This window comes from bacterium (genome assembly GCA_035691305.1).
In the GTDB taxonomy this organism is placed as follows: domain Bacteria; phylum Sysuimicrobiota; class Sysuimicrobiia; order Sysuimicrobiales; family Segetimicrobiaceae; genus DASSJF01.
The window spans coordinates 1-12,689 of record DASSJF010000047.1 but is presented as its reverse complement, the minus strand read 5'-3'; the positions used below and the strand labels follow the sequence as shown (position 1 = coordinate 12,689).

Annotated in this window: 18 protein-coding genes; 9 read left to right on the top strand and 9 right to left on the bottom strand. The window is 70.7% G+C overall.

All coding sequences use genetic code 11. The features are described 5' to 3' along the window. The 6 genes from VFL28_08605 to VFL28_08580 form a co-directional block, all read left to right on the top strand. Window positions 1-253, top strand: a 253-nt coding sequence (locus tag VFL28_08605) for a nucleoside triphosphate pyrophosphohydrolase (protein HET7264717.1), incomplete at its 5' end; no start/stop codon positions are given. Continuing rightward, on the top strand, window positions 240-482 hold the full coding sequence (locus VFL28_08600) for a S4 domain-containing protein (GenBank protein ID HET7264716.1): 243 nt from the start codon (window positions 240-242) through the stop codon (window positions 480-482). The genes VFL28_08605 and VFL28_08600, both read left to right, overlap by 14 nt. A 9-nt stretch (window positions 483-491) precedes the next feature. Then, entirely contained in the window at window positions 492-1,763 is a 1,272-nt protein-coding gene (gene eno / locus VFL28_08595) for a phosphopyruvate hydratase (protein HET7264715.1), read from the top strand. Between the two features lie 92 nt (window positions 1,764-1,855). Continuing rightward, window positions 1,856-2,620 carry a lytic transglycosylase domain-containing protein gene (locus VFL28_08590; GenBank protein HET7264714.1) on the top strand — a complete coding sequence of 255 codons (765 nt, stop codon included), beginning with the start codon at window positions 1,856-1,858 and terminating at the stop codon, window positions 2,618-2,620. Continuing rightward, the gene (locus VFL28_08585; protein HET7264713.1) at window positions 2,617-3,114 is read left to right on the top strand and encodes a septum formation initiator family protein; all 498 of its coding nucleotides are present in this window, start codon (window positions 2,617-2,619) and stop codon (window positions 3,112-3,114) included. Before VFL28_08590 ends, VFL28_08585 begins: the two co-directional genes overlap by 4 nt. Window positions 3,115-3,266: 152 nt before the next feature. Further along, window positions 3,267-3,638, top strand: a complete 372-nt coding sequence (locus VFL28_08580) for a S1 RNA-binding domain-containing protein (protein HET7264712.1) — start codon at window positions 3,267-3,269, stop codon at window positions 3,636-3,638. Here VFL28_08580 and VFL28_08575 read toward each other — a convergent pair. Genes VFL28_08575 through VFL28_08560 form a run of 4 tightly spaced genes read right to left on the bottom strand, consistent with a single transcriptional unit; the run spans window position 3,635 to window position 6,813 of the window. Beyond that, on the bottom strand, window positions 3,635-4,795 hold the full coding sequence (locus tag VFL28_08575) for a M20/M25/M40 family metallo-hydrolase (GenBank protein ID HET7264711.1): 1,161 nt from the start codon (window positions 4,793-4,795) through the stop codon (window positions 3,635-3,637). The two genes, VFL28_08580 and VFL28_08575, sit on opposite strands and share 4 nt — an antisense overlap. A 37-nt stretch (window positions 4,796-4,832) precedes the next feature. Continuing rightward, entirely contained in the window at window positions 4,833-5,186 is a 354-nt protein-coding gene (locus VFL28_08570; protein ID HET7264710.1) for a hypothetical protein, read from the bottom strand. Then, entirely contained in the window at window positions 5,183-6,052 is an 870-nt protein-coding gene (locus VFL28_08565; protein ID HET7264709.1) for a prenyltransferase/squalene oxidase repeat-containing protein, read from the bottom strand. Before VFL28_08565 ends, VFL28_08570 begins: the two co-directional genes overlap by 4 nt. Continuing rightward, window positions 6,040-6,813, bottom strand: coding sequence for a 5-oxoprolinase subunit PxpA (locus VFL28_08560; GenBank protein HET7264708.1), 774 nt, complete (start codon window positions 6,811-6,813; stop codon window positions 6,040-6,042). The genes VFL28_08565 and VFL28_08560 overlap by 13 nt, the downstream gene beginning before the upstream one ends. 107 nt (window positions 6,814-6,920) lie before the next feature. Between VFL28_08560 and VFL28_08555 the strand changes: the two genes are divergently transcribed. Both VFL28_08555 and VFL28_08550 read left to right on the top strand, forming a co-directional pair. Continuing rightward, window positions 6,921-7,817 (top strand): NAD(P)-dependent oxidoreductase, encoded by an 897-nt coding sequence (locus VFL28_08555; protein HET7264707.1) that lies wholly within the window; start codon window positions 6,921-6,923, stop codon window positions 7,815-7,817. 9 nt (window positions 7,818-7,826) lie between these two features. Beyond that, entirely contained in the window at window positions 7,827-8,705 is an 879-nt protein-coding gene (locus tag VFL28_08550; protein ID HET7264706.1) for an alpha/beta fold hydrolase, read from the top strand. Between the two features lie 2 nt (window positions 8,706-8,707). On the opposite strand, the gene VFL28_08545 is transcribed toward VFL28_08550, so the two are convergent. The 5 genes from VFL28_08545 to VFL28_08525 all read right to left on the bottom strand — a co-directional run bounded on the left by VFL28_08545 (window position 8,708) and on the right by VFL28_08525 (window position 12,210). Next, window positions 8,708-9,340, bottom strand: a complete 633-nt coding sequence (locus tag VFL28_08545; GenBank protein ID HET7264705.1) for a hydrolase — start codon at window positions 9,338-9,340, stop codon at window positions 8,708-8,710. Between the two features lie 22 nt (window positions 9,341-9,362). Then, entirely contained in the window at window positions 9,363-10,166 is an 804-nt protein-coding gene (locus tag VFL28_08540) for a putative hydro-lyase (GenBank protein ID HET7264704.1), read from the bottom strand. Then, window positions 10,163-10,819, bottom strand: a complete 657-nt coding sequence (locus VFL28_08535; GenBank protein HET7264703.1) for an MBL fold metallo-hydrolase — start codon at window positions 10,817-10,819, stop codon at window positions 10,163-10,165. The genes VFL28_08540 and VFL28_08535 overlap by 4 nt, the downstream gene beginning before the upstream one ends. Window positions 10,820-10,860: 41 nt before the next feature. Continuing rightward, entirely contained in the window at window positions 10,861-11,403 is a 543-nt protein-coding gene (locus VFL28_08530) for a type 1 glutamine amidotransferase domain-containing protein (protein ID HET7264702.1), read from the bottom strand. 303 nt (window positions 11,404-11,706) lie between these two features. Continuing rightward, window positions 11,707-12,210 carry a hypothetical protein gene (locus VFL28_08525; GenBank protein HET7264701.1) on the bottom strand — a complete coding sequence of 168 codons (504 nt, stop codon included), beginning with the start codon at window positions 12,208-12,210 and terminating at the stop codon, window positions 11,707-11,709. Window positions 12,211-12,453: 243 nt separating this feature from the next. Between VFL28_08525 and VFL28_08520 the strand changes: the two genes are divergently transcribed. Next, a partial coding sequence (locus VFL28_08520) for a hypothetical protein (GenBank protein ID HET7264700.1) occupies window positions 12,454-12,689 on the top strand: 236 nt, incomplete at its 3' end.

The window sequence follows — 12,689 nt, the reverse complement described above, 5'->3', positions numbered from 1 at the left end:
CGACACGGCGGCGCGCGTCCCGAAGAACAGCGCGGCGGCGGAGACGGCGGCGGGCGACCTGCTCTTCGCCGCGGCGGCGGTGGCGGAGTCGCTCGGGGCGGATGCGGAACTCGCGCTGCGCGCGGCCGGCAACCGGTACCGGGCGCGCTTTGGACGGCTGGAAGCGCTGGCGCGCGAGCGCGGAACGTCGCTCGCGGACTGTTCCCCCGCCGAACTCGCGGCGCTGTGGCGCGAGGCGCGTGAGGCTCGATAAGTTTCTCCAAGTCAGCCGGCTCGTCAGGCGGCGCACGCTGGCCAACCGGCTGTGCGACGCGGGCCGCGTGACGGTGAACGGCCGGCGCGCGGAGCCCGCCGACGCGGTGCGCGCCGGAGACGTCATCGAGGTGGAGGTCGGCGACCGCCGCGTGCGCGCGCGCGTTCGCGACGTGCCCGCGACCCCCCGGCCCGACACGGCGTACTGTGAGATTCTCGACGGCGGATAGGAGGAGCCGATGGCCCGCATCACCGGTATCACGGCGCGTGAGATCCTCGATTCGCGGGGCAATCCGACCGTGGAGGTCGACGCCGCCCTCGACTCCGGAGCGCGCGGCACCGCCGCGGTGCCGTCGGGGGCCAGCACCGGCGTGCACGAAGCGATCGAGTTGCGCGATCGCGATCCCGCGCGCTACGGCGGGCTCGGCGTCCTCACCGCGGTCCGGCACGTCCGGGAGACGCTCGCACCGCTGCTGGCCGGCCGCGACGCGGCCGATCAGCGCGGCATCGACGAAGCGCTGATCGCCGCCGACGGCACGCCGAACAAAGGGCGCCTCGGCGCCAACGCGATCCTCGGCGTTTCGCTCGCCGTCGCCCACGCCGCCGCCGCGGACCGCGGCGAGCCGCTGTTCCGGTACCTCGGCGGCCCCATGGCCGCGACGCTGCCGGTCCCGCTGATGAACGTCCTCAACGGCGGCAGGCACGCCGACAACGGCCTCGAGTTCCAGGAGTTCATGGTCGTGCCGCTCGGCGCGGCGTCGTTCCCGGAGGCGCTCCGGATGGGCGCGGAGATCTACCACGCGCTGCACCGCGTGCTGCTCGAGCGCGGACTCGCGACGGGCGTCGGCGACGAGGGCGGGTTCGCGCCGCGACTCGCCGGCAACGAGGAGGCCCTCGAGCTGCTGGCCGACGCGATCCGCAAAGCCGGATACGCGCCCGGCGCCGACGCGGCGCTCGCGCTCGATCCGGCGTCCAGCAACTTCTTCGAGAGCGGCCGGTACCGGATCGGCGGCGCCGCGTACACGTCCGCGGAGATGGCCGAGTACTACGCGCGGCTGGCCGATCGCTTCCCGATCGTCTCCATCGAAGACGGCCTCGCCGAGGACGACTGGGACGGTTGGGTCACGTTGACGCGGCGGCTCGGCGAACGCCTGCAGCTCGTCGGCGACGACCTGTACGTGACCAACCTCCGGCGGATTGAAGACGGCATCGCGCGCGGCGCCGGCAACGCCGTCCTCATCAAGCTCAACCAGATCGGCACGCTGACGGAGACGCTCGAGGCGATCCGCCTGACGCAGCGGCAGCGGTGGGCCGCGGTGATCTCGCACCGGTCCGGCGAGACCGAGGACACGACGATCGCCGACCTCGCGGTGGCCGCCGGCGCCGGGCAGATCAAATCCGGCGCGCCGGCGCGGTCCGAGCGGGTCGCGAAGTACAACCGGCTGCTGCGCATCCAGGAGGCCCTCGGCGGGGCAGCGCGCTATCCGGGCGCCGCGGCTTTTCGGGGCTAAGTGCCGCGCGGGGCAGGCGGGAGGCACGCATGCGCCGGAGGGCCTGCGGCAGACAGGGAATCTCGCCCCGAGCCCAGAACCGAAGGGACGCTATGCTCAACGGCCGCCGCACTGGAGGGGCGCTGTGGTGGCGCGCGCTCTACGCCGCGGTTTTTGGGGCGACCCTCCTACTCACACTCGCGCTTGTCTACCTGACGACGGTCCACGTCCGGACCGCCGAGGCCCGCTTTGCGCATGATGTCGCCGTCCCCCGCCTGGTCTACGGCATCCCGTACGCCGACCTGATCAACCGCACGGCCACCGCGGCGCGCCTCAACCCCGCGCTGCTGGCGGCAATGACCAGCGCGGAGAGCGGTTTCGATCCGCACGCCCGCTCGCCGCGCGGCGCCTACGGGCTGATGCAGGTGATGCCCGGCACGTGGCGCGAAATCGGCGGGGCCGCCGGGTGCCGCTTGTCCGCGGCGGACCCCGCGGCACCGGCCTGTGTCGACGAGCCCGCGGCGAACCTCGCGGTCGGCGCCGCGTATCTGCGCCGCCTTGCCGACCGGTTCGGCGGGAACATGGTGCTCGCGGTCGCGGCGTATAACGCGGGCACGGTGCCGGTGGTGCGGTACCGCGGCGTTCCGCCGTATCCCGAGACCGCGCGCTACATGCGCCAAGTCGCGCTCGCGTGGTATCACTTGCAGACCTCCGGGACGCTGACCCCGTTCTGGTCCGGCGTGATCCGGCGCTTCGACTTATGGCGGCGCGTGCGCGGCGCCTTCGTCGTGATCCTCGCGATGATGACGTTGCCGTGGGTCCTGCCGATGCGCAGGCCGGTGGCCGGCGCCGTCATGCTGACCGGCGTCCTCCGATGACCCCGCGCCGCCGGCTCCGGGCCGCCGCCACCGGCGCCCAGGTGCTCGCGCGCCGCCGCCGGCTGATCACGGCCGGCGCGGCCGTCTTTCTCGCGCTGGCGGTGACGGCGCTGTGCGATCAATACGCGAAAACCTACACCCTCGCGCGCGAGAAGGCGCGCCTCGACGAGCGCAGGCGCGAACTGATCGTCGACAACGCCCGCCTCCACGATGAGATCCGGCGACTGCAGACGGATGACCGGTACATCGAGCAGATTGCGCGTCAGCAGCTCGGCCTCGTCCGCCCGGGTGAGGTGGAGCTCCTCGTCGTCCCGGCCGACGGAACGGTCTCGCCGCCGGGCGGCCTGCGGGAGGGGGGGACCGCTCCACCGACTGTCAACGGCCCGGACTCGCTGCGTCCCGCGCCGGACGCGCCGCCGCATCGGGGCGTCGGCGCCTGGGCCGCGGGCGCATTGGACGCGGTGCTGCGGCTGCTGCGCGTACCGCGCCGCTAGCCGCGCGTCCGCTTCCTCCTCCGAACGGAGGGTCCGACAAACCCTGGTACGTATCTAACGCGCGTTTCACGCGGTATTTCTTGACACTCAAGAGAGGGTAGGCTATAATCGCGACGCTATTTTCCCATCCTGGAGGAGGACGCCGGCCTGTAATGAGCCTGGAAGCAGGCAGTATTCTCGAAGGGATAGTCGTAAAGATCACGCACTACGGCGCGTTCGTAGAACTCGGGGAGGGCAAGAGCGGCCTCGTCCACATCTCAGAAATCGCCGACACCTACGTCAAAGACGTCCGCGATTATCTCAAAGAACAAGAACGCGTCAGGGTCAAAGTCCTTGGCTACAACGAAAAGGGCAAGCTCGACCTTTCCGTCAAGCAGGCCCTCGACCCCGCCGAACGCCAGGCGCGCGTCCGCTCCAAAGCCTCGTTCGAAGAGAAACTGACGAAGTTCATGAAAGAGAGCGAGGAGCGGCTCCTCGACCTCAAGCGCAACACCGAAGCGAAGCGCGGCGGCCGCCGCCGCTAAGTCCCTCGAGTTCCGCCCGCGATCCAGTCCGCCGCGCGGACGATCGTGTCCGCGAGCGCGTGCAGCCCCGGTCGCAGCGAGTCGATCTCCAGCCACTCCCCGGGCGCGTGCAGGTTGCCGCCGCGGGAGACGCCGGCCGCTACGGCCGGGATGCCGAGGGCGAGCGGGACGTTCGCGTCGGTGCTGGCCGCGGTCAGATGCGGTTCGACGCCCCAGGCAAGATACGCCCCCCGCACGGCGGCGACGAGCGGATGCTGCGCGGGAATCGCTCCGCCGGGCCGGTCGCCGACCTGCGCGATCGACGCGCGCACACCGGCGGCCTCTTCCGCCGCCACGAGCCGCCGCAGCGTCTCGCTCAACCGGTCAACGGGTGAGCTCTCCAGTGAACGGAAATCGACCTGCATCTCCGCCGACGCCGCGATCGAGTTCACGGACGTGCCGCCGCGCACGACCCCGACGTTGAACGTCGTCTTGGGCGCCGGCGGCACCGGCGTCGCGGCCAGCCGGTCGATGACGCGCGCGAGGTGGTGGACCGCGCTCGGCGTGCCGAATCCGCTCCAGCTGTGCCCGCCGGGCGTCTCGAAGCGGACTGTGTAGCGCTTCACCGCGATGCCCTGGTGCACGATCTGGCCCAACGTGCCGTCCACCGCGACTACCGCCTCGGGCCGTCGCTCCTCCGGCCGCAGGCGGAAGCGTATCCCGCGGAGATCGCCGAGGCCTTCCTCGCCCGTCGTCGCGACGAACTCGACGGCGCACGGCAGCCTGACGCCCGCCTCCCGCAGCGCACGCGACACAGTGACGAGCGCGGCCACCCCGGCGGAGTTGTCCCGGACGCTCGAGCCGGCGAGCCGTCCGCCGTCGCGGCGCGGCGGCTCGTGCGCGGCGCGGGGGAACACCGTGTCGATGTGCGCGGCCAGCACCAGGGAACGTCCGCCGGATGCCGCCGGCGCCCCGGCGCCGGCCTGGGCGAGATGTCCCCGCACGTTGTCCGCGCCGTCGACGGCCACATCCGCGAGGCCCGCGTCGCGAAACCGGGCCGCCACATGAGCTGCCCGTTCCCGTTCTTCGAAGCTCGGCGCGGGAATGGCGGCGAGCGCCACGATCTCCGCGACGTGCGCATCGATCGTCGCGTCCAACCGCGCGTGCAGCGCGGCCAAGGGACCGCCCGCCGAATCCCCGCGCGCGGGCGCCACGCTAGTCGCGCCGCGCCTCGTTGAACCCGAGCATCCAGGCGATGTCTTCGAAGGCCTGCCAGATGATCTCGTCGGTCTGCAGCTGACGGCTCGCTTCGCGGATGTCGCCGACCTCGCCGAGTTCGGCCAGGTCGCCCTCCATGCGCGCCAGGCGCTCGCGGAGGTTCAGCACGCGCTGGTCGATCGTCTCGTCCGGCAGGGCGCCGCGCAGCTTCTCCAGCGTCTCGCGTTCGACGCGCCGCGCCATGCGGTCCATCTCCGCCGGCTCGAGACGTGAGTAGACCACGATGCCGCGGCGCTCCTCGAGCGCGTCGCTGAACATCGTCTGCAGCGACTTGATCACCTGCTCGCTCATGCGGTACCCCCAGCACCGGCCGCCGCCGCCGCGCCGTATGAGACGAGCGCGCGCAGCGCCGCCAGCGTCACGTCCATATGATACGCCTCGCCCTCGTCGGACACCCACGTTCCGTCCCGGCGCACAAGCGCGCGCAGCCGGCTGAGGCAGCGGGCGACCACCGGCACCGAGACGGAGAACCCAGCGGCGCCGAGCGCGTCCAGCATCCCCGCGAGCGAGGCCGCCGTCCATCGATCGTCCGGCACGGCCGCGAGCGACTCGAGCGCGCGCCCGGCGGCCACCGAGTCGGGGCCCTCCAGCAGCGCGGCCGCCGCGGCCAGCAGCCACGTCGCGTCCCGGAAGCCCAGCACCCGCCCGTCCGGCGCCTGACGAGCCGCCAGGTAGGCGACCGCGCGCCGCGGCGCGTCGTCGCGGTACCCGGCCCGGACCAGCCAGAATGCGACGAGCGCGGTCGCGCGGCATCGCACGCGCGGATCGCCCGGGAGCAGGCGGGGTGGCGGCGCGTACCGCAGCAGCCCGGGCGGCTCGTCCCATCCCCCGTCGGAACGCTGCCCCGAGAGGAAATAGGTGCACGCCCGCTCCGCGTAGGGACTCTCGGCGAGACGGAGGTCCCAGAGCCACTCCAGGGCCGTCGCCGTCGCGTCGATCGTCGAGATGCGGCCGGCCGCCATCTGGTGCGGGAAGCCGCCCTCCTCGCTCTGGCGGGCTTCGAGCGTGCGCACGATCTTCGTGTCCGGGCGCGGCCGTCCCAGGATGCCGCGCAGGCGCGCCCGCTCCATCTCGGTGCCGTTTTGATCGATCGCGGCGATCGTAGCCCGCCAGTCGTATGGGACGACTGAAACCGCCTCGGTGGCTACTTCAGCCATCGGCCCATCGGCGCGACCTCGACGCCGGCCCGTCCGAGCGCCTCCCGCGCGGCCCGCACGAGCGTCGGCGCGCCGGGAGTATCGCCGTGGAAACAGATCGTGTCGGGGGCCATGCGGAGTTCGGTCCCATCCGCGGCCTCCACCACGCCCTCGGTCACCATGCGGACGACCCGCCGCGCGACGGCCCCCGGATCGGTGATCAGCGCCTGGGGCTGCGACCGGCCGACCAGCGTCCCCGCCGCGGTGTACCCGCGGTCGGCGAACGCCTCGCGCGCAACGCGCAGGCCGGTTTCGCGCGAGACCCGCTCCATCACGGTCCCGTGCAGCACGACCAGGACCAGCGACGGATCGACGCTGCGGACGGCCTCGGCGATCGTACGCGACTGCGCCTCGTCGCCGACCGCCATATTGTAGAGCGCCCCGTGACCCTTCACGTGCTGCAGCGCGGCGCCCTGGGCCCGCGCAAACGCCCACAGCGCCCCGACCTGGTAGACGACCGCCGTCCGCAGCTCGGCGAGCGACATCCGCAGTTCGCGCCGGCCGAACCCGACGAGGTCCGGAAAGCCTGGGTGCGCGCCGATGCCGACGCCGTGCTCCTTCGCCAGGCGGACCGTGCGCTCCATCACGAGCGGGTCGCCGCCATGAAATCCGCAGGCGACGTTCGCCGACGTGATCTCGGGCATCATCGCCTCGTCGGCGCCGATCGTGTACGCGCCGAAGCTCTCGCCGAGGTCGCTGTTGAGGTCGATCGTGCGGGGCACGCGGATCCCTCCTGTCGTAGCGAGTGTGTACGGTCCGGCCGGGGTGAAGCCCTGCCCTCCTGCGCCGTGCCCAGGAAGCAGTTTGCCGGGACCCGAACCACCACCGCATGAGCGAACGCATCGGCTTCATCGGCGTCGGCGCGATGGGGCAGCCGATGGCCGCCAATCTGCTGCGCCGCGGCTTTTCCGTCACGACCGCCGTGCACCGGCGGGCCGAGCCCGTGCGCGCCCTTGAAACGCAGGGCGCCCGCGTCGCCGCGTCCCTCGGCGACGTCATCGCGGAGTCCACGATTGTGATCGCCTGCGTGCCCACCTCGGCCGAGGTCGAGGAGATCGTTCTCGGCCCCGGCGGAGTGCTCGAAGCGGCGCGCGACGGCGCCGTCTTCGTGGACATGGGCACCAGCCGGCCGGCCTCGACCCGCATGCTCGCCGCGCGGCTCGGGGCGCGCCGGCTGGCGATGGTCGACGCACCGATCACGGGCGGCGTGCGCGGTGCCGCCGCGGGAACGCTCACGATCTACGTCGGCGGCGACGCGGACCCGGTCGGGCGCGTGCGGCCCGCGCTCGAGGCGATGGGAAAGACCGTGATGCACATGGGCCCGGCGGGGACCGGCCACGTCACCAAGCTGCTGAATCAAATGCTGTCCCAGGGCTCGATGGCGCTGCTCGCGGAGGTCCTGCCGCTCGGCGTGCGCCTCGGCCTCGATCCCGCGCGGATGCTCGAGGCGCTCGCGGCCGGCTCCGGCGCCACGTTCGCGATTCCGACCCGCGGGGCGCGGATTCTGAACAACGATTTCGCCGCGTCGTTCCGCCTCGAGCTCGGCCACAAGGATCTGCGGCTCGGCCGCGAGCTGGCCGAGGAGGTCAACCACGCGCAACCGATGACCGCCGGCGCGCTCGTGACGTACGCGCTCGCGCGCGGGCTCGGCCTCGACGGCGAGGATACGATCGCGCTCATTAAAGTGTGGGAGCGCGCGCTCGGCGTCGAAGTGCGCGTCCGCTAGGAGGACCCCATGCCCTTCGCATCGGTCCACGGGGTACGGCTCTACTACGAGGTCACCGGGCAGGGCACGCCGCTCGTCTTCGTCCACGAGTTCGCCGGCGACTGCCGCAGCTGGGATCCCCAAGTTGCGTGCTTTGCCCGCCGGTACAAGGTGATCACGTACAACGCGCGCGGCTATCCGCCGTCGGATGTGCCGGAAACCCTCGACGCGTACTCGCAGGACATCGCCGTCGACGACCTGCGCGCCGTCGTCGAGCAGGCCGCGGGCGGACCGGCGCACGTCTGCGGCCTCTCGATGGGCGGCTACGCGACCCTCCACTTCGGCCTGCGCGATCCCGACCTCGCGCGCTCGCTCGTGGTCGCCGGGTGCGGTTACGGGTCGGACGATCCGGAGGTCTTCCGGCGGGAGGCGGACGCCCTCGGCGCGCGCATCCAGCGCGACGGGATGACGGCGGTGGCGCCGCTGTACGCGGAGGGCCCGATGCGCGTCCAGTTCCAGCGCAAGGACCCGCACGGATGGCGGGCCTTCGCCGACGCGCTCGCGCGGCACTCGTCCACCGGCAGCTCGCTCACCCTGCGCGGCGTACAGGGCCGGCGGCCCGCGGTCTATGCGTTGAAGGACCGCCTGGCGCGCCTGGCGGTGCCCACGCTGATCGTGACCGGTGATGAGGATGAGCCGTGTCTCGGGCCGGGCGTGTTCATGAAACGGCAGATCACGACGGCCGGCCTGCTCGTCGTGCCGAACACCGGCCACGTCGTGAACCTGGAAGAGCCGGCCGCGTTCAACGCGGCGGTGCTGGAGTTCTTGACGCTCGCGGAGTCAGGCCGGTGGCCGTCGCGCGACGCGCGGTCGCTCGGCCGCTCCGCGATGATCCCAGACGAGCGGTAGGCTCAACCCGTCGGCTCGGGAGCCCTTCCGCCGAGATACCGTCCGAACCACATCGCGGCGAGACGCACGACCTCCTCGAGGGTCCCGGATTCTTCGAAGAGGTGCGAGGCGCCCGGGACGATCGCCAGGGCCCGCACCGCGGGGATGCGCCCGAGCGCCGCCGCGTTCAGGTCCAGCACCGGGGCGTCGCGTTCGCCCACGATCAGAAGCGTCGGCGCCCGCAGCCGCTCGAGAACGCCGGGCCCGGCGAGGTCGATCCGGCCGCCGCGGGACACGACCGCGGCCACCACGTCCGGATGTGCCGCCGCCGCGGTCGCCGCGGCCGCGGCGCCTGTGCTCGCGCCGAAGAGCCCGATCCCATCCCGCGCCTCCGGCCGGCCCGCCAGCCACTCGACGATGCCGCCGAGGCGCCGCGCGAGCACGCCGATGTCGAAGCGCAGCTGCGCGATCCGCTCGTCCGCCGCCTCCTCGTCCCTCGTGAGGAGGTCAATGAGCAGGGTGCCGACGCCCGACCGCCGGAGGACGGCGGCGACGGCGCGGTTGCGGGGGCTGAAGCGGCTGCTGCCGCTGCCGTGGGCGAAGAGGACGACGCCCCGGCCGGCGGCCGGGGCGTCGAGATCGCCCTCCAAAACCACGCCTGCCGTGGAGACGCGGATGCTATCCGGCAGCGAGGTCCTCGTCGCGCAGGTCCGTCACGAACATGTGGCCCGGCGCGTGCGTGATCATGAACTCGACGCCCGCCGCCGCCGCCATCGCCTGCGGGGTCACGCCGCAGGCCCAGAACACCGGCACCTCGCCGGGCTCGATCACCGGCGGCTCGCCGTAGTCGGGCCGGCCGAGGTCCTTGATGCCGATCGCCGCGGGGTCGCCGATGTGCACCGGCGCCCCGTGCGCCCGTGTGTACCGCCCGGTTACCAGCACGGCGCGCGGGATCTGCGCCGCGGGCAGCGGGCGCATCGAGACGACCATCGGGCCGTGCAGCGCGCCCGCAGGCCGGCAGAGCGTCGACGTGACATACATCGGAACGTTCCGGCCGCATTCGACGTGCCGGACCGGGATGCCCGCGTGCTGCATCGCGGTCTCGAACGTAAAGGAGCAGCCGAGCAGAAACGCCACGAGATCGTCGCGCCAGTACGATCGGACGTCGTCCTCTTCCGCGACCGGCCGGTCGCGGCGGTAGATCCGATATCTCGGCAGGTCGACCCGGAGGTCGGCGCCCGGCGCCGTGGTCACGGGCTCCGGGTTGCCCGGATCGGTGACCTCGAGCAACGGGCACGGCTTCGGGTTGCGCTGGCAAAAGACGAGGAAGTCGTAGGCCGCCTCGCGGGGCAGCACGACGAGATTGGCCTGCGCGTAGCCGGCGGCGAGCCCCGCCGTCGGCCGCCGCCATTCGCCGCGGCGGATGCGCGCGCGAAGCTCCGGCGGCTCGATGTTCCGCGGCGCCTCGACGCGCGTGCTCACCGCGCGCCTCCGCCGCGAGAACGCACGAGCGGGACGATGAACGGGTTGCCCCTTTTCTCTTCGCCGATCGTCGTCTCCGGTCCGTGGCCGGGATAACACACCGTCTCGTCGGGCAGCGGCAGCAGCACGCGCGCGATCGACGCGAACAGCGCGTCCTGGTTGGCCCCGGGCAAGTCGGTGCGGCCCACACTGCCCGCGAAAAGCGTGTCGCCGGTGAAGACGAGGCCGTCGCCGACAAGACAGACGCCACCCGGGCTGTGCCCCGGCGTGTGCCGCACGGTCAGCCGGAGGCCGCCGACGGACAGCACGTCACCTTCGGCGATCCAGCGGTCGGGGACAGGCGAGGGCGGAAGGTCGATTCCAAACAGCACTTTCGCCCGGCTCGGCCCGCTCTCCAGTACCGGCCGCTCCCCCTCGTGGATCCAGAACGGCACGTGCGTCGCCCGCCGCACCTCGTCGACCGCCATGACGTGGTCGAAGTGCCCGTGCGTGTTCACGATCGCTACGGGCCGCGCGTCCAGGCGGCGCAGCTCCGCGAGGATGCGCTCCGCCTCGTCGCCCGGATCGATAACGAAGACCTCGCGGGTCGCGTCGTCCCCGAAGATGTAGCAATTTGCGCCGACCGAGCCGACGGGAAACCCCGCGATGATCATCGGAGGATCGCCGCCGCCCGCCGGATGATGGTCGTCAGCCGCTACGCCCGCGCGCCGACTTCGGCAAGACTCAGCGCTTTGATGATCTCCCGGCAGAACGCCGGCAGATCCGGCGGCGTCCGCGACGAGATCAGGTTGCCGTCGACGACAACTTCCTTGTCGACGTAGGTCGCGCCGGCGTTGATGATGTCATCCTTGATCGCGCTGACGCAGGTCATAGTCTTGCCCTTCACGATGCCCGCCGAGATCGGCACCCAACCGGCGTGGCAGATCGACGCGACGATCTTCCCCTGCTGAAACGCCTCGCGGACGAGCTTCAGCATCGGCTGGTGGCGGCGCATGTGGTCGGGCGCGTAGCCGCCGGGGACGATGACCGCATCGAAGTCGGACGCTTTCGCGTCGTCCATGGAGATGTCGGCCTTCGCGGGGAACCCTTCCTTGCTCTTGTACAGCTCGCCGGCCTTCGGGCCGACGATCGTCACGGTCGCCCCGGCCTCGCGGAAACGCATCACCGGGTACCACAACTCGAGGTTTTCGTAGTAATTCTCGGCGAGGACGGCAACCCGCTTGCCTGTCAGTTCCATGCGGCCACCTCCGAGGTCGGTAAATCGTGGACTGCTGAGACACTTCCAGTATAAGAAGCGTGGCGCGCGGCGGTCAACGCCGCGTGGGGTCAGCAGCCTAACCGTCCCCTCTGCCGCACCAAACGCAACACGGGCCCCGCTCAGCCTGCCTGGGTCCGCCAACTCGCTTCCTTCGATTAGAGTATCTGTATCGGAATCACGGGTGCCGACCCTGATCCAGTGAGATGTTGTTCCCTCCTCTAACGACGAGTTCCAAAGGGATTGGCCTTTCGAACGGGGGCGTCGGGCGCAGACCCGCAACGATTAGTGGTGCTTCTTGCTGATGACGATCCAAAACACGTAGGCTGCAAGCGCCAATGTTGCCGTGACTTGAAAGGTGGCTCCCCAGTTGTACCAGATTTGAAAATTCGCGCCCATCGTGCGCCACCGTTCGGCCCACGGATATTCGTTGTGGAAAAACCCTGCAACGCGCGATGGTCTTCTGTGCACGGCTATCGGTAGGTCCGGTGATAGGATTCGCTCGGCGCTCTCGGTGTAGTGCAATGCCATGTCTTTATCGTGATCGTTTCTGACCCTAATCGGACCGACCCAGAAAACTGCGTGGCCCAGCACGATTGCCAGAAGGATGATAACGATCATGAATGTCGGTGGGGTGTCGGGTATATAAACCGTCCCTGCTGTGAGTGCGGCTAGCAGCGCCCACACGCCCACGGAAATTTTCCATTCCAGGCCTTGTCGCATGCGCCAACAGGCAAAGTGAAAGTTAGCCAAGTGCATGAACGCGTCGAATCGTTCCTTCTGGCTCACCTGATATCCCGTCCCAAAAGACGAATGGGCTATCGCGTCTGTCCCGCTGAGTTGTTCTACTCTCTCGCAATTCCCTGCGCTGCTGCTACTCAGGAGGGAATGTCGGAGCGGGCGTCCTTGAGCGGATCGTAACCTCAACGACCGCGTCGAGGCATTTTCTGGCGGAGTGGGGAACGTCTGGACTCTTCTGGGGCTGGGCACTACTTCGATACGTCCCCCCGGGGGTGAGCAATGTTTGTTCGGGTGATCATGTTGGTGCTCGCTATTTGCACGCTCATCGGTACTTCGGTTCAGGCCCAGACCGAGCCGTTTGGAACCGCGGTTCTGAGGGCCGTGACGGTGACAATAATTTCGCGCAATTATGCGACGCGCCAAGGAGGCATCTGCCATGGCGCTGTGTACACGGTGATCAATTCGGTAGCCTATGTGACCACGGCGAAACACTGTGTGGAGACGCTGTCCTCCGCCCCGCTTTCACC

Excerpts from the sequence above, each read along its gene's own strand:
- VFL28_08590 (HET7264714.1), top strand. The coding sequence starts at position 1,856 with ATGCTCAACGGCCGCCGCACTGGAGGGGCGCTGTGGTGGCGCGCGCTC.
- VFL28_08585 (HET7264713.1), top strand. The coding sequence starts at position 2,617 with ATGACCCCGCGCCGCCGGCTCCGGGCCGCCGCCACCGGCGCCCAGGTG.
- VFL28_08580 (HET7264712.1), top strand. The coding sequence starts at position 3,267 with ATGAGCCTGGAAGCAGGCAGTATTCTCGAAGGGATAGTCGTAAAGATC.
- VFL28_08535 (HET7264703.1), bottom strand. The coding sequence starts at position 10,819 with ATGATCATCGCGGGGTTTCCCGTCGGCTCGGTCGGCGCAAATTGCTAC.
- eno (HET7264715.1), top strand. The coding sequence starts at position 492 with ATGGCCCGCATCACCGGTATCACGGCGCGTGAGATCCTCGATTCGCGG.
- VFL28_08530 (HET7264702.1), bottom strand. The coding sequence starts at position 11,403 with ATGGAACTGACAGGCAAGCGGGTTGCCGTCCTCGCCGAGAATTACTAC.
- VFL28_08565 (HET7264709.1), bottom strand. The coding sequence starts at position 6,052 with ATGGCTGAAGTAGCCACCGAGGCGGTTTCAGTCGTCCCATACGACTGG.
- VFL28_08550 (HET7264706.1), top strand. The coding sequence starts at position 7,827 with ATGCCCTTCGCATCGGTCCACGGGGTACGGCTCTACTACGAGGTCACC.
- VFL28_08555 (HET7264707.1), top strand. The coding sequence starts at position 6,921 with ATGAGCGAACGCATCGGCTTCATCGGCGTCGGCGCGATGGGGCAGCCG.
- VFL28_08570 (HET7264710.1), bottom strand. The coding sequence starts at position 5,186 with ATGAGCGAGCAGGTGATCAAGTCGCTGCAGACGATGTTCAGCGACGCG.